This window comes from Melioribacter sp. Ez-97, from assembly GCF_051488665.1.
In the GTDB taxonomy this organism is placed as follows: Bacteria; Bacteroidota; Ignavibacteria; order Ignavibacteriales; family Melioribacteraceae; genus Melioribacter.
Window position 1 is genome coordinate 14,726 of the sequence record NZ_JBPSEG010000010.1, and the last position, 22,712, is coordinate 37,437.

Annotated in this window: 17 protein-coding genes; 7 read left to right on the top strand and 10 right to left on the bottom strand. The window is 39.1% G+C overall.

The features are described 5' to 3' along the window. Positions 1-8 precede the first annotated feature (8 nt). Together ACSSWA_RS11185 and ACSSWA_RS11190 are read left to right on the top strand one after the other, a co-directional pair. A complete protein-coding gene (locus ACSSWA_RS11185; RefSeq protein WP_437356661.1) occupies positions 9-731 on the top strand; it encodes an MBL fold metallo-hydrolase in 723 nt (240 codons plus the stop codon). Positions 732-744: 13 nt separating this feature from the next. Beyond that, complete coding sequence (locus ACSSWA_RS11190; RefSeq protein ID WP_437356662.1) at positions 745-2,532, top strand: M20/M25/M40 family metallo-hydrolase; 1,788 nt, start codon at positions 745-747, stop codon at positions 2,530-2,532. Between the two features lie 673 nt (positions 2,533-3,205). On the opposite strand, the gene ACSSWA_RS11195 is transcribed toward ACSSWA_RS11190, so the two are convergent. Both ACSSWA_RS11195 and ACSSWA_RS11200 read right to left on the bottom strand, forming a co-directional pair. Continuing rightward, positions 3,206-4,039 carry a VOC family protein gene (locus ACSSWA_RS11195; protein ID WP_437356663.1) on the bottom strand — a complete coding sequence of 278 codons (834 nt, stop codon included), beginning with the start codon at positions 4,037-4,039 and terminating at the stop codon, positions 3,206-3,208. Next, positions 4,036-4,509 carry a GlcG/HbpS family heme-binding protein gene (locus ACSSWA_RS11200; RefSeq protein WP_437356664.1) on the bottom strand — a complete coding sequence of 158 codons (474 nt, stop codon included), beginning with the start codon at positions 4,507-4,509 and terminating at the stop codon, positions 4,036-4,038. Before ACSSWA_RS11200 ends, ACSSWA_RS11195 begins: the two co-directional genes overlap by 4 nt. Before the next feature lie 112 nt (positions 4,510-4,621). Between ACSSWA_RS11200 and ACSSWA_RS11205 the strand changes: the two genes are divergently transcribed. After that, positions 4,622-6,430 (top strand): TonB-dependent receptor, encoded by a 1,809-nt coding sequence (locus ACSSWA_RS11205; protein WP_437356665.1) that lies wholly within the window; start codon positions 4,622-4,624, stop codon positions 6,428-6,430. A gap of 63 nt (positions 6,431-6,493) precedes the next feature. Then, positions 6,494-6,631, top strand: coding sequence for a hypothetical protein (locus ACSSWA_RS11210; RefSeq protein ID WP_437356666.1), 138 nt, complete (start codon positions 6,494-6,496; stop codon positions 6,629-6,631). Positions 6,632-6,729: 98 nt separating this feature from the next. On the opposite strand, the gene ACSSWA_RS11215 is transcribed toward ACSSWA_RS11210, so the two are convergent. Further along, positions 6,730-7,728, bottom strand: a complete 999-nt coding sequence (locus ACSSWA_RS11215; protein WP_437356667.1) for a dihydroorotate dehydrogenase-like protein — start codon at positions 7,726-7,728, stop codon at positions 6,730-6,732. Between the two features lie 71 nt (positions 7,729-7,799). Continuing rightward, positions 7,800-11,390 (bottom strand): pyruvate:ferredoxin (flavodoxin) oxidoreductase, encoded by a 3,591-nt coding sequence (gene nifJ / locus ACSSWA_RS11220; RefSeq protein WP_437356668.1) that lies wholly within the window; start codon positions 11,388-11,390, stop codon positions 7,800-7,802. Between the two features lie 829 nt (positions 11,391-12,219). Between nifJ and ACSSWA_RS11225 the strand changes: the two genes are divergently transcribed. Continuing rightward, the gene (locus tag ACSSWA_RS11225) at positions 12,220-13,710 is read left to right on the top strand and encodes a PAS domain S-box protein (RefSeq protein ID WP_437356669.1); all 1,491 of its coding nucleotides are present in this window, start codon (positions 12,220-12,222) and stop codon (positions 13,708-13,710) included. Positions 13,711-14,299: 589 nt separating this feature from the next. Continuing rightward, a complete protein-coding gene (locus ACSSWA_RS11230; protein ID WP_437356670.1) occupies positions 14,300-14,929 on the top strand; it encodes a sugar transferase in 630 nt (209 codons plus the stop codon). A gap of 748 nt (positions 14,930-15,677) precedes the next feature. On the opposite strand, the gene ACSSWA_RS11235 is transcribed toward ACSSWA_RS11230, so the two are convergent. The 4 genes from ACSSWA_RS11235 to ACSSWA_RS11250 form a co-directional block, all read right to left on the bottom strand. Beyond that, positions 15,678-15,923, bottom strand: a complete 246-nt coding sequence (locus ACSSWA_RS11235; RefSeq protein ID WP_437356671.1) for a type II toxin-antitoxin system HicA family toxin — start codon at positions 15,921-15,923, stop codon at positions 15,678-15,680. Further along, a complete protein-coding gene (locus ACSSWA_RS11240; protein WP_014857326.1) occupies positions 15,920-16,129 on the bottom strand; it encodes a 2-oxoisovalerate dehydrogenase E1 subunit beta in 210 nt (69 codons plus the stop codon). The genes ACSSWA_RS11235 and ACSSWA_RS11240 overlap by 4 nt, the downstream gene beginning before the upstream one ends. Positions 16,130-16,776: 647 nt before the next feature. After that, positions 16,777-17,463 (bottom strand): YjbH domain-containing protein, encoded by a 687-nt coding sequence (locus tag ACSSWA_RS11245; protein WP_437356672.1) that lies wholly within the window; start codon positions 17,461-17,463, stop codon positions 16,777-16,779. A 1-nt stretch (position 17,464) separates the two neighbouring features. Beyond that, complete coding sequence (locus tag ACSSWA_RS11250; protein ID WP_437356673.1) at positions 17,465-19,396, bottom strand: sugar transferase; 1,932 nt, start codon at positions 19,394-19,396, stop codon at positions 17,465-17,467. 65 nt (positions 19,397-19,461) lie between these two features. Between ACSSWA_RS11250 and ACSSWA_RS11255 the strand changes: the two genes are divergently transcribed. Next, complete coding sequence (locus tag ACSSWA_RS11255; protein ID WP_437356674.1) at positions 19,462-20,586, top strand: O-antigen ligase family protein; 1,125 nt, start codon at positions 19,462-19,464, stop codon at positions 20,584-20,586. Between the two features lie 9 nt (positions 20,587-20,595). Here ACSSWA_RS11255 and wecB read toward each other — a convergent pair whose 3' ends face one another. Both wecB and ACSSWA_RS11265 read right to left on the bottom strand, forming a co-directional pair. After that, the gene (gene wecB / locus ACSSWA_RS11260; protein WP_437356675.1) at positions 20,596-21,696 is read right to left on the bottom strand and encodes a non-hydrolyzing UDP-N-acetylglucosamine 2-epimerase; all 1,101 of its coding nucleotides are present in this window, start codon (positions 21,694-21,696) and stop codon (positions 20,596-20,598) included. Positions 21,697-22,065: 369 nt separating this feature from the next. After that, a complete protein-coding gene (locus ACSSWA_RS11265; RefSeq protein ID WP_437356676.1) occupies positions 22,066-22,443 on the bottom strand; it encodes a hypothetical protein in 378 nt (125 codons plus the stop codon). Positions 22,444-22,712 lie beyond the last annotated feature (269 nt).

A 22,712-nucleotide genomic window follows, 5' to 3' on the forward strand; every position in this document is an offset into this window, starting at 1 on the left:
GAAAAAATATGAAGCAAAAGAACCTACATCAATATCCTTTGGTATGGCGTAAAGACGATTTCTTCATTAAAATTTACAGTTCGATTCCAAACGTATCGACAGGAATACTTCTCACAACCAGCAAAACGGCATTCATAATCGATCCGGGCGACGGCATATTGCGCGATCTGACTAAAGACGTCGGACCGGAAACCATATTGAGAGTATCGGATATTTTCATCAGCCACGGACATCACGACCACGTCGGCGGCGTTTGGTCTTTATTGACGTACTGGTCGGTTCTGCGCCGTAAAACTCCCCTGTCAATCTATTATCCCGAAGGATGCGTCGAAATAGAGAGTATTTATAAGGCTTTCAACGAAGTCTACGGCAAGGAACTTTCTTATAAGATAACTCTTAAACCGATTTCCGATCAAAAAGCGTTTACAAGAAATTCCGTAAGAATAAAACCTTTTAAAGTTAATCACAGAGAATTAAATCCCGACGGGACAAGCGCAGAAATACCGTCTCTCGGTTTTAAATATTACTACGATTCGAAATCAATATGTTACGGCGGCGATACTGCGTATTGCGAAAATCTTGTTAAGATGGCAAAAGGAAGCGACCTGGCGATAATCGAAGCAGGCGCTTTAGACGAAGAATCGACCGATCTGCATATGACAATAACGCAAGCCAAAGAAATTGGCAAAACCGCCAGGGAATTCTTCCTTGTCCACGTACCCGAAGAATAAAACGAGGTATGATATGAAAAAGATTTTACTCTTCTTGCTGATTCTCCCCGCATTTATAAGCGCGCAAAAAAAATGGTCTGATCCTTCAATCTCCGTAAAAGATTTAAAGGCTCATCTTTATTATTTGGCGTCCGACGATATGAAAGGCAGATTTTCCGGATCGCCGGAAGAGAGAATTGCCGCCGATTATATCAGGAATCAATTCGAATCGTACGGTTTGGAACCGCTGTTCGACGGTAATTATTTCCAGGATTTTCCGTTTGTCGAAAGGCTCGAACTAACATCGAATAACAGCGCGGAATTAAATATTAACGAGCATAAAGTATCATTAAAAATAAACGAGGACTTTACTACCGTTTCTTTTTCCGGCAGGTCAAAATTAAAAGCTCCGCTTGTATTTGCAGGCTACGGCATCTCCTCGGCAAATCTCGAATACGACGATTATAAATCGATCGACGTTAAGGACAAAATCGTAATAATATTAAGAGACCATCCGGAACATGATTCCGCTCATTCTGAATTCGACAGATACGCTTCGTTGAGGAGCAAAGCTTCCATTGCGCGCGATAAAGGCGCTGCGGGAATAATTTTCGTCAACGGATATTTTCCCTCCGACGACGACAATCTTGTCGAATTAAGATACGACGGAGCTCCGGCTATAAACGATTTCCCCGTTATTCAGGTAAAAAGAAATATTATAGAAAATTTATTCAGAGCAAATAATCTCGACCTGAAAGCAATCCAGAAAAAAATCGATTCGACCAAACAAGGCAATCCGGTAGAATTAAAAAATTGCACAGCGGAAATACAAACCGAAGTAAAGGAAATTATAAGCAGCGCCAGAAACGTCGGCGGATTATTAAAGAGCAAATCGGGCAGCGACGAATATATTGTAGTCGGCGCCCATTTCGATCATCTCGGTATCGATCAGTTGAAATCTTCTTCGATGTACAGAGGCAGCGACAGGCAGATTCATAACGGAGCCGACGACAACGCCTCTGGTACTTCTGCTATGCTCGAACTTGCCGAAGCGCTTGCCGCCAATCAACCGGAATTGAAAAGGAATATTATATTTCTCGCTTTTTCCGGCGAAGAACTCGGTATTCTCGGTTCGACTTATTTTACGAATAATTCGCCCGTTCCTCTCGACAAAATTATTGCAATGGTCAATATGGATATGGTTGGCAGGTTGAACGAAGAGAATTCATTAACTGTTATCGGAGCCGGAACATCCTCCGCGTGGAAACCTTTGCTAAACGAAAAAAACAAATACGATTTAAAACTTACTTTCGACGACGCAGGAACGGGCGGCAGCGACCATCAGGCTTTTTCGAATAAAAACATACCGGTACTCTTTTTCTTTACGGGCACTCATTCCGATTACCATAAACCTTCCGACGATGCGGACAAAATTAATTACGAAGGCGAAAAGAAAATCGTTAGCTACATTTTCGACGTAATTAATGGAATCGACAAACTCGAAGAAAAACCGGATTATGTTAAAGTTGAAGCCCCGACTAACAGACGCATCGGCAAATCGAGAGTCTATGTAGGAACCGTGCCGGAATTCGGATATAACGGCGAAGGATATAAATTGTCCGGAGTTACGGACGGAAGTCCGGCTGCCAAAGCGGGCTTGATGAGCGGCGATATTATTATTCGATTCGGCGCTCAAAAAATAAGCAATATTTACGATTTTATGCGCGCAATGGCGGAATATAAACCCGGCGACCAAGTCGAAGTTGCAGTACTCCGAGACGGCAAGGAAATGAAATTTATTGTCGACCTGGTTGCAAAGTGATTTTTTTTAGGGATTAGGGATTAGTGGTTAGGGATTAGTGAACTGTCATACTGAGTCCCGCTTTAGCGGGTGAAGTATCTCTTAGTCAGAGAAGTAAAGCAAAAAGTCTCTGTCAGATTATTCGTCAATCACTTGGCGTTCTTAGTTTTGGGATTTTGATGTTCTTGGTAATTTGCAATCTTGTAATCTTGGTAATTTGGCAATAGACAAAATCGAAACCGGCTGTTATCTATTCGTCTTTGCAACTCCACAGTATACGGGGAAAGCAAACTCTCAAATATTATTAACCGCTAAGGGCGCAGAGAACGCAAAGTTCTTATACAACAATTGTCATACTGAGTCCCGCTTTAGCGGGCGAAGTATCTCTTGGTCAGTTAATTAAATCAAATATCACTTAGATTCTACGTCGTCCCGACTACGTCGGGACTTCTCAGAGTTAGGGATTAGGGACTGGAAAATTGTCATACTGACCCCGCTGCAGGCGGGGGGAAGTATCTTTTAGTCAGAGAAGTAAAGCAAAAAGTCTCTGTCAGATTATTCGTCAATCACTTGGCGTTCTTAGTTCTTGGTAATTTGTAATCTTGCAATCTTTGTAATTTGTAATTTTGTAATCTTGATAATTTGTAATCTCGGCAATCTTGGTAATTTTCTAATCCCCAAAAACCTTCCAATCTCACATCATCGGTTTTTTTCTATTAACAAATTGAAGCGGGAATCCTTCTTTATTTCTAAGAACCATTATTTTATCGCCCGAATCCGTAGTGAATAAATCCTGTACAACATCGCAATCCTTCAAACTTTCTTTAAGCTTTTCAATCGTATCAGTCGAGAATGCAATATGGAATTGAGCCGGTAAAATATCACGCAGATTCAATACCGGGACTTCGTTTTTCTGATATAATTCAAACATCATGTTTTTCCCGGAATCCGCCACAAATCTGCCGTAATCCGGAGCGCCGCTTTCTTTTACGATTACCATATTTAAATTTTCCCCGAACCATTTCCCTGCTCCGATTGCGTCTTCCATGTTAAAGGCTATATGCTCCACATAAATTCCTTCAAAACGGAGCATCGGATTTTTTCTTTCGACAAATTGAAGCGGAACACCCCAGGGGTCTCGTAAAATCATAATTTTATCGCCCGAATTCGTTAAAGTTAAATCCGATTCGATACTTGCGCCGCTATCGACCAGCTTCTTTTTAAGCTTTTCAGCATCTCTTACATGGAATGCAATGTGCATGCTTAAGGCATTTATTTCTTTGAAGTTAAGATGTTTCACTTCATTATTAATTAAAAATTCGAACATAATGTTTTTTGCCTTGTCGGTAACAAATATGGAACCTGTGCCTTTATTTACGATTTTCATATCGAGGTTAGAGCAATACCATTCTGCGGCTTTTTCCGCATCGGGCAATAAAAGCGCAATATGCTCGAATTTAATTTGATTTTGTTGCCCCGTTAAAGTAGTTGATAAAAAGAGCGCGATTAACGCGATTAACTTTTTCATTTTGCCTCCTCATTTAAAATTCTAGCGCCAGCCTCGGCAACAATGCCGTCTTGCTCCGGAGTTCCACCGCTTACTCCGATCGCCCCGATATAATTATTTTCATATACTAGCGGCACTCCGCCTTCAAAAGGCAGAATTTCATGTATCGACAACAATGCGTTGTTGCCCCCTGCGACTCGCTCCTGGTAGGATTTAGTGGGTCTTTTGAAAAAGATAGCCGATACCGCCTTTTTCCTGGCAACGTTAATACTTCCCAATTGAGCGCCGTCCATTCTTTCAAAATAGACCAGATTGCCTCCGTCGTCCACAATGGCAATTACAACGTCAATATTCATCTCTTTGGCTTTATTTTCGGCAGCTAAAGCCACTTTTTTGGCAAGTTCGAGCGTTATAGTATGCTTTGTTGCTGTCTGACCGTATATTGCTCCCGTTAAAAGAATTGCAAATAAGGCCGGCTTAATTATCTTCATACTCCCTCCGTACCAATTACTTAACCGTTTAATCCGCAAAATAAAGAATTTTTGGAATATTTACAGGATTATTTTTTAACTTTGTTAACTCAATTTTTCTGAAAGGGCTAAAATGAAATATTTACTTATTGTCTTCGTTATATTTTCTCAGGTTATTTTATCTCAACAAGATTCCATAAAAACTTACGAGTTAAATGAAATCACTATTAAATCCGAAAAATACAATTCGTTAATCAAATACCTTAATCCGTCGCTTCAAACGGTTAACATAAAAGAAGTTAATTTAACGATCAACAAAAACATTATAGCCAATCTAAAGAACAATTCCGCGGGCATATTTGTAACGGAATATGGAAATAACGGTTTCGGAATCGGTCAATTATCGGCGGGTAAATTATCCGTCCGGGGTTTCAACGGCATTCAGCAATTCACCGTTTTTATCGACGGGCATCCGGAATACGCCGGTATTTTCGGACACCCTGTTTCCGACGTTTACAACACGGATGCAGCTTCAGAATTAATGATAATCAAAGGTCCGGCTTCTTTGATTTACGGCTCCGGAGCAATGGCGGGAGCAATCGATATTAGAACGTCGAATCAGGCACCCAAAGGATTTTCTATCGGCAGCGATATTTCATACGGGTCGTTTAATACTTTTAACATTTCATTAAAATCAGGATACAGCTCAAAGTCTTTCGCTTCGTCCGTAAATCTCTATAATTATCATTCGGACAATCACAGACCATCATCAAATTACGACTCGAGAGGAATAAGCTTAACTATAGGTTATAAAATGAGTAAAGCATGGTCTGCTAATATTAAATCGAATATCAGATACGCTAAAATATTCAATCCCGGCACGACGACCGATCCGTACCTTAATGATTCAGTTTGGACCGAATTTACACGATCAAACATATCGTTAAGTCTGGCTAACGGTTACAAATCGACAGAAGGAACTTATACTTTTTATATAAACACGGGAGTGCACGATTTCTTCGACGGGTTTCATTCCACGGATTATGTGGCAGGCTTAAACGGACGGCAGACTTTTGAATTATCGGATTACTTACTTATCACTGCCGGAAATGATACTCGTTTTTACGGCGGTAAGGCAAGTAACAATCGTCAATTAATCGATACTACATTGTATGAAACAGGATTTTATTTAGTTACGGAAACGGATATTAATCAAAGATTGAAATTGACCGCAGGAGCGCGTTTGAACTATCATGAAATATACGGGACCGAATTTGTGCCTCAGGCATCTCTAAATTACGCTCCGGCAGATTATACGGATTTTTACTTCTCGGTCGCAAAAGGATTCAGGAATCCCACCCTGGCTGAATTTTTCATATTTGGAGCAAACATCGACTTGCTCCCGGAAAAATTATGGAATTACGAAGCCGGATTTAATCTGAATTTTCTTGACAAAACTGCAAATCTATCCGGCGCGTTCTATTTTTCCGAAGGGAAAGATTTTATTGCCGTTACCGGACAATTCCCGAATATTAAGAACCGGAATGTGGCAAATGTTCAAAACAAAGGATTTGAAATAAATCTGAAGATTGCTCCTTTGACATATCTGCGGCTGAGCGCAGGCTTTAATTATACCGATATGAAAACAAAAATTCCTGGAGCGCCAGGAATTCACGCACTCTTCAATGCAAGTTATTCTGTAAATAAAATTGAATTCGGATTGAATTTAGTATCGGCAGCTAAACTTTATCTCTTAGACCACAATAATCAATTAACCGAGGAGAAATTTTTATTGCTTAACGTGTCAGCCGGGTATGACATAGCTCGTAATGCTAAGTTATATATCAAAGTAAATAATCTTTTGGATACCGATTATCAAACGGTTTACGGTTATCCGATGCCGGGAATTAATTTTCTTGCAGGAATAAAGACGGAATTTTAAAAAGAAGACTAAACATTTTAAATAAATATTCGATAATAGAGTAACTATAGCTATAGGTGAGTTATGTTACTCTATGCAATTATCGGTTATTTTATCCTCTTTGCCCTTTTCATATTTCTTTCGTTCAAATACGCTCCTTTCGGATACGAAGACAATAGCGGTTTTCATTATATCAAAAGACAGAATAAAAAAGCCGCCTGATTCGTGCATTCGCGGCTATTATTTTTCCGTGTATAATTGGTTATAATAGAAAGGAAAGCAGAGGAGAAATTACCCGCATCCCCTCTGCCGTCAAAAAATCAGATAAGCGTTTTATAGCTCTGAAGCATTTTCATATAATTAGCTCTTTCAAAGGAGGCGGGTTCAGCCACCGATTTTTGGCTCATACTTCCCTTCATCATAGAAATCGAATCGTATTCATTTTCTTCCATCCAGTTTTCAATGCCTTTCAAAATCTCGGTAATTCTACCGATACCGTTAGTCAACAATTCCGAGCAGACCATAGCCACATCGGCACCTGCCATTATAACTTTGATAGCGTCTTCGTGCGAATGGATTCCGCTTGTTGCGGCAAGACTGGCTTTAATATGACCGTAAAGAATAGCGATCCATCTCAAAGGCAAACGCATTTCCCAGTTTGTGCTCAATACCAGATTCGGCACAACTTCCAATTTTTCAAGGTCAAAATCGGGCTGATAGAAACGGTTAAAGAGAACTAAAGCGTCCGCGCCTGCTTCGTCAAGTTGTTTTGCCATATTAGCCATCGACGTAAAATACGGACTGAGTTTAACGGCGACGGGAATTTTAACCTGACTTTTAACTTCTTTTACCGTTTCGATATACATTTTTTCAACGTCCGCAGAGGTCATATTCGGATTGGCAGCAACATAATAAATATTTAATTCCAGAGCGTCGGCGCCCGCTTGTTCGATATTTTTTGCATATTGAATCCAGCCGCCTTTGCTTACTCCGTTCAAACTTCCGATAACGGGTATACTGACTGATTTTTTTAGATTTGCAATATGATCGAGATATTGATACGGAGTCAGATTGAATTTGTCCGGTTCAGGGAAATAATTGAGAGCCTCGGCATAACTTTCGGTATGATGCGAAAGGTAATGATCCAATTCACCGCTTTCGTGGAGAATTTGTTCTTCAAACAATGAATACACTACAACAGCAGCGGCTCCCGCGTCTTCGAGTTGCTTTACGCTGTCGACAGTATGAGAAAGGGGCGAAGCCGAAGGAACGATAGGATTCTTCAGTTCCAATCCCATATATTTTGTTGTTAAATCCATAATAAACTCCTCTAATTTTTTTTAATAGTGGGGCTTCCGAAAGTTTACCATTCGGACAGCCCCATTATATATTAATTGACTGATTCTTTATCTTCTCCGTTCGGCGAAAAATCCATCTGCGACATCTGTTCGTACAATTTCCAGCGTTTCTTCACCTCTTCCTGGGCATGAGTCAACAATTCCTTTGCAATTTCCGGATGGGATTTGGTCAACATCTTATAACGCGTTTCGCGATAGATATATTCGTCGAGTTTTATTTTCGGAGCTTTCGAGTCGAGTTTCATCGGATTTTTACCTTCTTTCAGATTTTCCGGATTGAATCTGAAGAGCGGCCAGTAACCGCTGTCAACTGCAAGCTTCTGGCTTTCGAGTCCTTTTGCCATATTGATACCGTGAGCGATACAATGGCTGTACGCAATGATAATGGAAGGACCGTCGTAAGCTTCTGCTTCCAGGAATGCGCGAACGGTTTGAGCGTCGTTTGCTCCCATTGCGACTCGAGCCACATAAACATTGCCGTAATTTACAGCCATCATTGCCAGATCCTTTTTAGGAGTCGGCTTGCCTGCAGCCGCGAATTTGGCAACTGCGCCCATTCCGGTAGCTTTCGACATCTGTCCGCCCGTATTTGAATAGACTTCCGTATCGAGCACTAATATATTTACATTCTTTCCTGAAGCAAGTACGTGGTCTAAGCCGCCGTAACCGATATCATAAGCCCAGCCGTCGCCGCCGATAATCCAGACGGATTTTTTAACCAGGTAATCGGCAATATGATGGAGAGTTTTGGCTTCGGGAGTATCGATTGATTCGAGTTTCTTCTTGAGTTCGGCAACTCTTTCGCGTTGAGCTTTAATACCGGCTTCGTCTTTCTGATCCGCATTAAGAATTGCGTCGCAAAGTTCGGCGCCGACTTTATCGCGCAGTCCTTGCAGTAATTCTTTTGCATATTCATTTTGTTTGTCAACTGCAAGACGCATACCGAGTCCGAATTCGGCATTGTCTTCGAAGAGTGAATTCGACCATGCCGGGCCTCTTCCTTCTTTATTCTTAGCCCATGGCGTTGTTGGCAGGTTGCCGCCGTAGATAGACGAGCATCCTGTTGCATTGGCAATCAATGCGCGATCGCCGAACAGCTGCGATACGAGTTTGACATACGGGGTTTCGCCGCAGCCGGAACATGCGCCCGAAAATTCAAACAACGGTTCGAGCAGCTGATTGCTCTTGATCAATGCCGGATTGACCTGAGTTCTGTCGATTTCGGGCAATTCGAGGAAGAAATCGAAGTTGGCTCTTTCCTGCTCTCTGATCGGAATCTGCGGAACCATATTAAGAGCTTTTAATTTGGTTTCGCGTTTGTTCTTTGCCGGACAGACTTCATAACAAAGTTCGCATCCGGTGCAGTCTTCCACTGCAACCTGAATGGTATATGCGCTGTTTTCAGGGAATTCTTTCCCTTTTGCGTCCGTATGCTTAAATGTTGCCGGAGCGGTTTCGAGATATTTCTTGTCGTATACTTTTATTCTGATAGCGGCATGAGGACATACAAGCGCGCATTTGCCGCACTGGATACACCATTCGGGATCCCATTCGGGCACTTCGAGGGCGATATTTCGTTTTTCCCAGCGAGTTGTAGCCGACGGGAACGTTCCGTCAACGGGCATTTCGCTGACTTTTACTTCGTCTCCTTTGCCTGCCATCATCTTAGCCAGAACATTTTTCACATAGTCGGGAGCTTTATCGGAAACAATCGGAGGCAGTTCGATTGTGCTCGTTACATGATCGGGAACGTCAACTTTGTATAAGTGTTCGAGAGTTTGATCTACAGCCGCAAAGTTTTTCTTAACAATTTCCTCGCCTTTAGCGCCGTACGTCTTTTTAATTGCCTTTTTGATTTGCTCAATTGCTTCTTCTTTCGGCAAGATTCCCGAAATTGCAAAGAAGCATGTCTGCATGATTGTGTTTATACGGCTGCCCATTCCTGTTTGAGCTGCAACTGTATAACCGTCTATTACATAGAAGTTGAGTTTCTTGTCGATAATTTGCTGCTGAACTTTTTTGGGCAATTTATCCCAGGTTTCTTCTTTGCTGTAAGGCGAATTAAGCAGGAATGTACCGCCTTCTTTTATATTCCCTAAAACGTCGAATTTTTCAAGAAGGTTGAATTGGTGACATCCTACAAAACTTGCAGTCTGGATTAAATAAGTGGAATGAATCGGTTTCTTTCCGAAACGGAGGTGAGATACCGTTGTAGAACCCGACTTTTTAGAATCGTAAACGAAATAACCCTGAGCGTAATTGTCGGTTTCTTCGCCGATTATCTTAATTGAGTTTTTATTTGCTCCAACCGTACCGTCGGCGCCGAGTCCGTAGAAAAGGCATCTTGTAACATCGTCGCTTTCAATTATAAATGAAGGATCGAAATCGAGACTTGTAAACGTAACGTCGTCGATAATACCGACAGTAAAATGATTTTTCGGATTTTCTTCTTTCAGATTATCGAATACAGCTTTAACCATAGCGGGCGTAAATTCTTTCGACGAGAGTCCGTATCTGCCGCCGACGATCTTAGGCATTTTTTCAAACGGAGGATTGTCGGAATTCATTGCGTCGCTGATAACAGAAACAACGTCGAGATAAAGAGGCTCGCCGAATGCGCCCGGTTCTTTAGTGCGGTCGAGTACCGCGATCTTTTCAACAGTTTTCGGAAGCGCAGCGAGAAAATGTTTTGCGGAGAAAGGACGATAGAGACGCACTTTAAGGATGCCGACTTTTTCTTCCATTCTCTGGGTCATATATTCGACTGTTTCTTCGGCAGTTTCCGCGCCTGAGCCCATTAAAATAACAACTCGCTTAGCGTCGGGTGCGCCGTAATAGTCAAACAGATTATATTGTCTGCCGGTCAATTTTGCAAAACGATTCATCACGTCCTGAACAATATCGGGGCAGGCATTATAAAATTTATTGACGGCTTCCCTGCCCTGGAAATAAACGTCGGGATTCTGAGCCGTTCCTCTGATAAACGGATTATCCGGATTGAGAGCTCTTTCTTTGAAAGCTTTAACGTAATCGTCGTTAATCATAGCGCGGATATCTTCGTCGCTCAGTTTTTCAATTTTCATTACCTCGTGCGAAGTTCTGAATCCGTCGAAGAAATGCACAAAAGGAACGCGCGATTCCAAAGAAGCTGCATGAGCTATTAAAGCCGTATCCATGACTTCCTGCACGGAATTCGAAGCTATCAAACCGAATCCGGTCTGACGTGTAGCCATAACGTCCGAATGATCGCCGAAAATCGAAAGAGCAGAAGCTGCAATCGAACGCGCGCTGACGTGGAAAACAGCGGGCGTCAATTCGCCGGCAATTTTGTACATATTAGGAATCATCAAAAGAAGACCCTGGGATGCGGTGAAGGTAGTGGTAAGAGCGCCGGCTTGCAACGAACCGTGAACGGCTCCGGCTGCGCCGCCTTCGCTCTGCATTTCGGTTACATTCGGAACCGAACCCCAGATATTTTTTACTTTTGCCGCAGCCCATGCATCCGACAATTCTCCCATCGGGGACGACGGCGTAATCGGATAAATAGCAATCACTTCGCTAAGACGGTAAGCCACGTGCGCGGCGGCTTCGTTTCCGTCTATTGTTACTTTTTCTCTATTCATCAATCCACCTTTATTTTGATTGTTCAAAATTTATTTCTTCTTTTTTATTTATGATTTTTGCCGAGTGTGTCTAATAATTTTATACATCAAATTCCCTGCCATATTAATTTCTTATTTTTTAGTTTTTTTGAATAAAAATCGGTCTCAATATCCTATTGTTTGGGAAATTAACTCTTATTTGTAAGAAAATATTCCGAATCTAATCGGTAATTATAGAAATAATTTCCGAATAAATAAAGACACGTATGTCTAAATAATTTGAATTTTTCTGGTTTATATTTCACCCCTTCGGGATTTTTATCTAGCAAATCCGGAATAAGATAAACACCGGGAACGTATTATTTTTTAGTACATGGAAAAATGTCATTAAACAAAAACGCCGAAGGCGTGTCATTATTATAATATATTCAAACATCTCTCGAAACCAGAACGCCGGAGGCGTGACATTTTTGTAACAAACCGATTACATATAATCCCCAATCCCGCGGGGGTGGCATAGCACACAATAATAATCATGTCATCCGTACCGGGTTGATTTTTCTGTTGGCTTCTCCGTGTTACAATTATTTCACCCCTCCGGGGTTTTTATCTTCTGCTTGACACCTGTGCTATAATAATTTCACTCCTTCGGAGTTATGTTATAAGTCAGCAATAGGGATAAACGCCGGAGGCGTGGCATTATTGTAACAAAACCATCGACATAAAAACTCAACCCCGCAGGGGTGACATGATTATTTTACGCGATACCGAAAACCCGAGCGTAGTAAATCTGAGTATTTGATTTAAATCAAGATTTATTTATTTTACGTAGAAATTCAAGCGAGGGATTATGCCGACAGCCGAAACAACCTTTTTCAACAGAGCCTTGGCTCTCACCAAATCGTCTTTTTTTATTTTTAACTCGGAGCTTATTATTACCGAATGCCCCGCATCGGTTAAAGATATTCTTGGTTTCGATCGAAGGAAATTAACCGGTAAAACGCTTCTCGAATTATTCGACCCGGAACTGCATAAGTCGCTCAAAACCAAAATCAACAAATTAAATAAAACGAAGAGCGAAATTGAATTCAAATGCGAACTTAATACGGCTAAGAAGAAAAAAATATCAGCAGTCTGCACAGTTGCCCTTCTTTCGGCTTCAAAGAAAAATAAAAGTTATCTGTTTGCCTTCAGAGACGAAACTTCGCACATTAACAAATTAGAGCGTTACGAGCGGGAACATAATTTCTTCAAGGTTTTGATGGACAATATGCCCGATACGATTTATTTCAAGGATAAAGACTCGCGCTTTACTATGATCAACGAAGCTCAGGCTAAATTATTGGGATTAAAAAATCCGGAAGAAGCCGTCGGCAAAACCGATTTCGATTTCTTCACAAAAGAACACGCCGAGGCGGCATACGCCGACGAACAGGAAATAATACGAAGCGGCAAACCGTTAATTTATAAAGTTGAAAAAGTAAGACGAGGCTCGGACAATCAGTTTATATGGGTATCGGCAACCAAAGTTCCCGTATTCGACAAAAAAGGAAATGTAAAAGGAATAGTAGGAATTTCGAGAGACATTACTCAGTTCAAAGAAGCCGAAGACCAGCTTAAATCACTTACCGAAGAATTGAAAGAATTGAATGAAACAAAAGACAAACTCTTTTCGATAATCGCGCACGACCTGAGAAATCCTTTTATCTCACTGCTGGGAATTTCAAATATTATTCTGGAAGAATATAACGATTTGAGCGAAGACGAAAAATTGGAATATTTGACCGAGATCGAAAACTCCGCCAAATCCGCTTACGACTTGCTCGAAAATCTGCTCTATTGGTCTCGAGCCCAAACGAACAACATTTCTTACACGCCTCAGAAATTCAATCTCTCCGACGTAATTTCGAGAAACATTCGATTACTGAGTATTGCCGCATCGTCTAAAAAAATCAATTTGATCAATAATACAGGCGACAATTTATGGGCGTACGGCGATCCCGACCTGGTCGATATAATAGTTAGGAATCTGATATCGAACGCCGTTAAATTCACTCCGGAAGGCGGCAAAGTCGAAGTGATTTCGGAAAGTATAAACGGCGAAATCAAAATTACCGTCTCGGATTCCGGTGTAGGAATGAGTCAGGACAAAATCAATAATCTCCTCAATAATAACAAAGTGGAATCCTCATTGGGCACAAACAAAGAAAAAGGCACCGGACTTGGGTTAATTCTATGCAAAGATTTTATTGAAATGAATAACGGCAAAATGGAAATTGAAAGCGAGCCCAATAAAGGCACCCGGATATCGTTTACGATAAAAGCAGGGATTAGGGATTAGGGATTAGGGGTTAGGGACTGGGGGTTAGTGAACTGTCATACTGACTCCGCCAACGGCTGGGGAAGTATCTCTTAGTCAGAGAAGTAAAACACAATATCTGTGTCGGGATTCCTAAAAGTGAGGAATTAGGGATTAGGGACTGGGGGTTAGTGAGTTTTTGAGTTCTTGGTTTTGGGGTTTTGGAGTTTTGGAGTTTTGGAGTTTTGATGTTCTTGGTAATTTGCAATATAGATAATAGACAAAATCAATGGCGAAGAGACTGTTCTTTGTAATCCCGCATTATACAGTGAAAGCAAACTCTTCAATATTGCTTAACCGCGAAGCGCGCAAAGAGCGCCAAGGCATTGCAGTATATTGTCATACTGAGTCTTGCTTTAGCGGGCGAAGTATCTCAATCACTAATCATTTGTAAATATTAATCAAAAGTCATACGCAGATTATTCGTCGGTCATCCTTTAGTGAATTCGTGCATTCGTGGTTTTGGAGTGCTTGGGTTTTGGAGTTTTGGGGTTTTGATGTTCTTGGTAATTTTCAATCTTGGTAATCTTGCTAATTTGCAATCTTGGCAATAAATAAATCGAGGGCGACGATGGCCTTAAATTCCCCTCTTTATAAAATTCACAACAAATGCCTAAAACACGCAATCGACATAGTCATTTCTTTACTTGTAATAATATTTATCCTGCCGTTTTTCTATCTGTTTATTTTTATTTACAATATCATCTTCGACCGCGGGCCTGTAATTTATAAACAATTGAGATACGGATATAAACGAATACCTTTTTACATTTATAAATTCCGCACAATGAAATATCCGCCGAAGGAATATGATACAAACGGCAAACTGATACAAACTGAAAATTCAGATGAAAGATTAACGGCTCTCGGAAGATTTTTACGCAACCGATTTCTCGATGAACTGCCTCAATTCGTCAATGTACTCAAAGGAGAAATGAGTATTGTAGGTCCCCGTCCGCACGAAATAAATCACGACAATGAGTATTCGGGTTCAATCGACAATTACCGGTTGAGATATACGGCGCTTCCCGGAATTACGGGACTCGCTCAAGTCAACGGTTTGCACGGCGCTGTGAAAGGACACGGTAAAATGGCGGCGCGTCTCGAACTTGATCTGTATTATCTCGAAAACTGGTCGCTGCTTTTAGATATTAAAATTATGATTAAGACTTGCAGGATGATGGTTAGAGTTAGGGATTAGGGATTAGGGACTGGGGGTTAGGGGTTAGAGTGTTTTTGGGTTCGTAGTTTTGGGGTTCAAGGTTCTTTGTGCAATTAGGGTCTGGGGACTAGGGAATTGTCATAATGAGTCCCGCTTTAGCGGGGGAAGTATCTCTTAGTCAGTTAAGTAAATCAAATAGTCACTCAGATTCTTCGTCATTCCGTCTATGTCGGATTTCCTCAGAATGACATAATGTTGCATTTCGTGTCCATCATACAACGTTTAAAGTAAAAAAATAATCATGTTGTCATTCTGAATCCCGTCGCAGACGGGTGAAGAATCTCTGACATAAATATTTTTCGTCGTCCCGTCTTTTGGGGTTCTTAGTTCTTGGTAATTTGCAATTTTGTAATCTTGGTAATCTTGTAATAAAAGATCGAAATTGATTTTCATGTATCCGTCTTTGCGAGGAATGAGCTGGTAAGCGAATGACGAAGCAAACTCTTAAATATTATCAACTGCTAAGGGCGTGAAGAACGTTAAGGCCTTGTAGAATAGTGTCATAATGATCAGTCAAGGGACTGATGAATCAGTCAAAGTCTGATGAATCAGTCAGAGTCTGATGAATCAGTCAAGGGACTGATGAATCAGTCGGAGTCTGATGAAGTATCTTCAATTCGATTAAAGTCATACTTTCTTTTCATAATAAAAACCCCCTTAATATTCGGGGGTTATTATATAATTCGAGTCATTTGTTTTTTTGTTTTCTCGTAACACTCACGTACTTTTATTCAAATAATTTTTTAACTATATCTTTTTTATCTATTCTATGAACTTTAGACAAATCGCTCAAAATATTATTAAGAGTTCCTATTTTTATAGAATCATGATTTGGAATTGTAATATGATGCAGCCTATCTCCTAAATCAACTGTTAATCTTATATGACTTCCCTTTTGACGCGTTATATTATATCCAAATTTCTCCAAAGCTTTAATTAATTTCTCCGCTGAGATATCACGTGGAATTTTCATGCGGATAACAATTCTTCTTTTATATAATGGAGTCTTATAATTAACGGCTTTTCTTCTTCATCGAAATGGCAATTGACCGCTTCAACAATATTTTTCTTTAGTTCTTCCATTGTTTCAGCCTCTGTAAAAATGGAGTAATCCAATGCTTTCGCCTCATATCCTCCGTCAAGCGAATCTTCAACAACAAAAATAATTTCATTTTTCATTTTGCAGCTCGTTTGTTAATTATTACTCTAAAAATATATTAAAAATTAATATCCGAGACAATGACTTAAATAATATGACCGCCTGGCAGTCCGGCTGTCGGTAGGAAGTCTAACAAATATTGTCTTTGCGAGGAATGAACTGGTAAGCGAATGACGAAGCAAACTCCCAAGGCGTAATTCTGAGTTATCCAAGGATTGGCGTATATGCTTACGTCGATCATTTAAATATTAAAAAAGCAGATTCTTCGTCATCCCGTCTTTGGGGTTCTTAGTTCTTGGTTTTGAAGTTTTGGGGTTTTGATGTTCTTGGTAATTTGCAATTTTGTAATCTTGCTAACTAGTAATTTTGTAATCTTGTAATAAAAAACCGAAACTGATTTGTTATGTATCTGTCTTTGCGAGGAATGAGCTGGTAAGCGAATGACGAAGCAAACTCTTAAATATTATCAACTGCTAAGGGCGTGAAGAACGTTAAGGCCTTGTAAAATAGTGTCATAATGACCCCGCCAACGGCGTGGGAAGTATCTCTTAGTCAGTTAAGTAAATCAAATAGTTACTCAGATTCTTCGTCAATCCGTCTATCTCGGACTTCCTCAGAAAGACACAATACTGCATTCCTTGTTCTTAATACATGTGCGCGCGATTAATCAAAGCGCGAAACTGAAAGAAATGCCGCCGCTGAAGTCTTTGAAGTTCATCATTCCGGCGAGGAGATGGATATGTTTGAAGAAGCGCATGCGGAGGGCTCCGTTAAAACGCTCGGCGTCGTTTTCAACTATCAATTCGATAAAGTCATACGGTCTATAAGAAACGCCGCCGAACAGACCGATGAATTGATAATCGGCGGCTTTGATAATATCTTTACCGTATCCCAAAACCGCTGAAACCTGTCCTAAACTTGTTCGAATTTTTTTGGCAACTACCATAAATGTCGAGTTAAAATGATTGGCGCTTTGAACCGAACTATAGGGATTATTGAATCCCACAGCCAGCGCAGGCAAATATTTATCTTCCTCAATTAACCGTATTTTTATGTTGAACATACGATCTACCGTATGGCTGTTACCCTTATAATTCAATTGACGAGTCGCTCGTACTCCTAGTTCAACAAACGGCAGATAATTAATCGAGACAAATATATTTAGCAAATCACGCTTACCTCTGGCATAATCCGTGTATTTACGATCTATGAAATTGACTCCCGAAGTTACTTTGGCATCTTCTCCGATATAAGGAACCGGAATCGAAAGCAAACCGTTCATGCCTGTCAGGGATTGCGAGTGTACGGGAAAGTTTAGCAAGAATAACGCCAACGGCAATAATAATTTTTTCACTTTAAGCTGAACGCGCTTTTTTAATTAATATATTATAAGCAATAACACAAAAATACTTAATATCCGTCCAAATCGGGTGTCTATCGTAAGAGTCCAAATATTTTTTTTCGGATTCCATAATGTCTTCGAGTGTTTTCGGCAAGTCGTAATAATACGGAGGGAATAATCCGGGTTTATATTTGATTCTGCGATTGCGCAATTCTTCTTTATACAAATAAAAATACTGCAAACTAATAGGTCTTACGCCAACAATTTTTAATTCTCCCCTTAAGAAATTAATTAACATCGGTAGTTCGTCAAGCCAGAGTTTGCGAAGCACTTTCCCCCAACTTGTTATTCTAAGGTCATTCTTAAATTTACCGCCTTCCTGTAAATTAGCCTTTTCATAAATAAATCTCTGCAAATATTCAGAATACGGATACATTGTTCTGAACTTATAAACTTTTATAATATTTCCGTCTTTGCCTACTCGCTTCAATTTAATCAAAGGACCGTAAGAAGGCGATTCGTCCGAAAGGGGATTTTTAATTTTTTTGGCGACAAAGTAGACGTTTGTACCGATAGATTTCAAGTTAATTACTTCAAAGCCGCAGTAATAGAGTCTTCCCAGCGTTTCGGACAACGAAATTACCCTTCTCTTTCCCTTTGTTAACGAGAAATATATTTGTTTAAATACAGAGATTTTGGGTATGACCCGGTTAAAAACAAAATCCAGGAAATAGAAAGCAAGCGCCATGTAGTAAGGATATTTTTCCATAAACTTTTTACGCCGCAGATTTATCGGTTCGACACAACCGACAAATACGCCGCCATCGATTAGTTTCTTATTTACCTGAATCAAATAATTATTTATTCTGCGCATATCATTGATTTCGTGCAGATTCATATAGAGTTCGATTGTATCCTCAGGCAAAACTTCCACGTTATAAGTATCGGATGATCGGTGCACAACGGATTTTCTGAAATCAACTCTGAAGAGGTCGATTGTGTCGTTTACAAACTCGAGCACTTCTGGAAATTTTTTAAGATATATGTTCGATAATTCGTCAAAGAAATACGGATTGTACGGATTCTCTTCCGGAGCGTATTTCCCGTTGTTTTTTTCAACATACTTCAACAAAGGTTCGTCGTATATTTCCGAAGCGCGCATTAATTTATAGTTGATTATATCCTCCCCGGGCTTCTTGAAAATTATGAAAAGAAACGTATTTACCAATACGGAAGAGATACCGAAGACATAACTTATACAGTAAGATTCGGCTGTTATATTAATAACAGGTTCCAGAAACAAGTAGACAGTCGTAACAAACACAATTAAAAGCAAATTGGATTTGATGTGCGTCCAGATAAATCTCCAAAAATTATCGTATCCGTTCCATCTGTTATAACCGTGAATCAATAAACCGGTTATAAACCAGAGCGTAATAAATATAGTAATTGCCAATAAATCGCCTTTTCCGAGGCTTCCGTTTCCGCGTATAAAATGAGCATACGAAATAATAGCGGCTATCAGCAGTATGTCTGCAATTAACAGCATAGGCGAAAAATTTACGGCTATTTTTTGTTTCTTTTCCTTGAAAAGAAAATCGAAAACGAGCAGAAATAATTTGAGAGAAAAAACAAGGGCTATTGTTCCGATTAGAATTATCCTGATTTCCGGAATAGATATATTTGTAAGATTCACAAGGAGAGTTACGGTGACCAAAATTACAGACGTAGTAATCAGGAGCTGTTTTGCATATTCGTAAAATTTTTTATTATTGGCGGTAGAATATTGCCGCGTCAAGAGGGAACTTATTAAAACCGAAGCTAAAAGTATAAGAATGACAAGAGGGTCGCCCGCAACGGGTTTTAGTTTACTTGTCAAAAAGAAACCGAATGAAAAATAGATAAATAAGTAAGTAAACAGGTCAAAAACAATTTTTGAGCCCATAATAAAATTTGCCCTTTATAAATAATATGAACAGAAAGAGAATAACGGAAATAATTTTAATTTTTTTGTTTATTCTTCAGGTCGGCTGTGCTCAGATTTCTAATTACCTGCCCTACGGTTTTATTCTCAAATCCGCCCTATTAATTATTCTACTGCCCTTTACGGTTGCCAGTTTAAAATCAAACGGTATCAAATACGCCACAATAATAAGGAAAGATAAAATTAAATTCAAATATCTGTTTGTAATACTTTTGATTTTTGTGATAAATCTGACTTATTCGTGTAATAAGGAGTTTGGAGCGCTAAAGCTGACAAATTTCGTTATAGGGACGCTGCCGTCAATTTTACTGATTATTTACATTAAAGAAATAGCCGACAAAACTTTCCTGTGCATATTAACTCCTTTCTTGTTCGCGGGCGGTATTGTATTCATGACATTTTTATTATTTACGGGAAGTTTTACTTATGCGGGGACTTATAAAATACTCAACCTGGAATACAGTCATGTAATTGCCTCCAGGATATTATCGCCACTAATTCTGTGGTTCAACTATTTGATTTCAACCGAGGAAAATAAAAATACAATTTATAAGATATTCTTCCCGGTTCTGTATTTAAATACAGGGTTGATTTTCATTGCGCATAGGGCGAGTGTGACAGGAGTTATTCTAATTACCATCTATTTTATCTTTGCAGGTAAGAATCGATTTATAACCGGCTGTTTATTGATTTCGTCATTAGTAACTGCCTTTCTTTTATTTCCTCAAAAGACGGAGAGGTACAAGAATCTTTTTTCCGCCGGAAATAAAAACGATTATTCGATAGAAAGCAGACTCGATCTCTGGGAAACGGCTATGGAAAAAATAAGGGAGAAACCCTTAACGGGTTACGGACTGGGAGGATTTAAATGTTCTACATATAAACCGTTTGTTCATATTTACAAATACCCTCATAATATATTTCTTGAAGCAGGGAGCGAAATGGGATTAACGGGAATAATACTGCTGATTTTTCTTCTTTACAAAATATTGATTTCCGCTTATCGAAAATCAAAATTCCTATTTTCGATTGCTCTGCTCGCTTTCTGGTGGTCTCTTTTCTCCAAAGACATTTCCACGCAGACGGTTTTGTGGATGTACGTGGGAATGATTGAGAAGCGGGTTAACGATTTTGATATACAACACGAATAGATTTATTCCTTATAATCTTTCAACTAATATGTTAACAATACGTTTTGCCGCATTTCCGTCCCATAATTCGGGTATGTTTCCTTTTTTAACATTACCCTTCATAATTTCTTGAACGTAATAATATGCGCGTTCGACATCTTCGCCGGCAAGATAGTTTGTGCCCTCTTCGACAGTTACAGGGCGTTCGGTAGTATTCCGTAATGTTATGCAAGGTATTCCCAACCAGGTAGTTTCTTCCTGGATTCCTCCGCTGTCGGTCAGTACAAATTTTGCTTCTTTTAATAAATTAATAAAATCCAGGTATCCAACCGGCTCGGATATAATAATATTAGAATTAAGCTTTTGGGACAAATTATATTTTGCAATATTTTTACTTGTTCTGGGATGAACCGGAAAAAAGACAGTAAGTTCGTTCGATATATTGTTTAACAGACCGATTATTTTATCAAGATTTTCCGGATTGTCAACATTTGACGGACGATGTAACGTAACCAGGCAATATTGATGCGGGGTAATATTATTTTTATTTAATAATTTACCGATACCGTTCTTATTCAAATAATATTTCAACGAATCAATCATTACGTTGCCGACGAAAAATATCTTTTCACGCCTTACGCCTTCATTAGTCAGATTTTTTATGCCGCTTGGTTCGCTTACAAATAAAAAGTCGGAAATCGAATCGGTGACAATTCGATTGATTTCCTCGGGCATATTTCTGTCAAAACTTCTAAGGCCCGATTCAATATGCGCTACCTTTATACCCATTTTAACCGCCGTTAGAGAACAAGCCAACGTTGAGTTTACATCGCCGACCACAACAACAAGATTAGGTTTTTCATTTAATAAAACTTTTTCAAACTCTATCATTATTTTGGCGGTTTGCTCGGCATGACTCCCTCCCCCTACTCCAAGATAAAAGTCCGGTTTGGGAAGTTCCAGGTCTTCGAAAAAAATCTTGCTCATTTTTTCGTCATAATGTTGACCTGTGTGAACAAGCAAATGTTCAATATGGAAGCCGTTCGTTGAATTAAATTCATCGATAGCACGCTTAAATGGAGCAATTTTCATAAAGTTTGGTCGGGCACCAACAACGGAAAGTATTTTCATAATAAATAGTTCTCATTATTATAAAACATACATAAGAAAATATAAAATGAAAAATTATTAAATGATTTTTTTATTTGTTGAAATGATGATTCGAAATCCCATAAAAGTATAAGTATCGCTCCACTTAGAATTAATAGAACTAAATAACTAACAATTATATTCTTTATTTGTCCATCTAATAAAAAAAACAAAATCAAAAAAAATGAAAATCAATAAATTAATATCAATTAATCTCATCAGATTATTTTTTAATTCAGTAAGCTTTTTTGAATGGAGCTTTTTTAAAAATTGATTATTGCAATTCATAAACAATGCAAAAAAGATCACATATAATAGTTTTCTTAACTTACTAATATCTAATATTGAAATTTAATTATATAATCTTTTTATTATATTTTTAATATTTTGAGATACAAATTGTTGAAACCAACGCAATACATTATTATTCCATCTTTCTGGATGAACATTTATCATTACTTTATCTGGCAATTTTTCTAAGTTTTGAATAATATCTTCTGTTAGTTTAAAATTGAACTTAAATTTCGAATTCCCTTTATCTCTGATATTTACATTGTTTCCATTCCATCTTCTACCAGTATCAGTGAGATATAAAACCTCTTTCCAATTAATGTCGAAATATGGTTCACCAATTATACCAAATTCCTTGTAATCGTATTTTTCCCAAACTTTCTTGTTATCCCATTTACTCAAAGGACTACCATGCATACAAATTGTTTTAACCGGCACAATTCTTCTAATTTTTTCTAAATTTGATTTAAATAATTCAAAAGCCCTATCAACATCACCTTGAGTAATTGCAAGCTCTTAGTAATGATAACCTATCTGAGGCCCGTTACTTTGTATTTCTTTCAGAAGACGTGGAAATTTTAGAAAAAAATCTTTACGGAAGAAATAATTTGCCATTATGCCAAGCCCTCTTTCATAGGAAGCCATTTGTGAGATGGATGATGACAGGCGATCTATGTCATGACGTATAATATATTTTTTAAATTCTG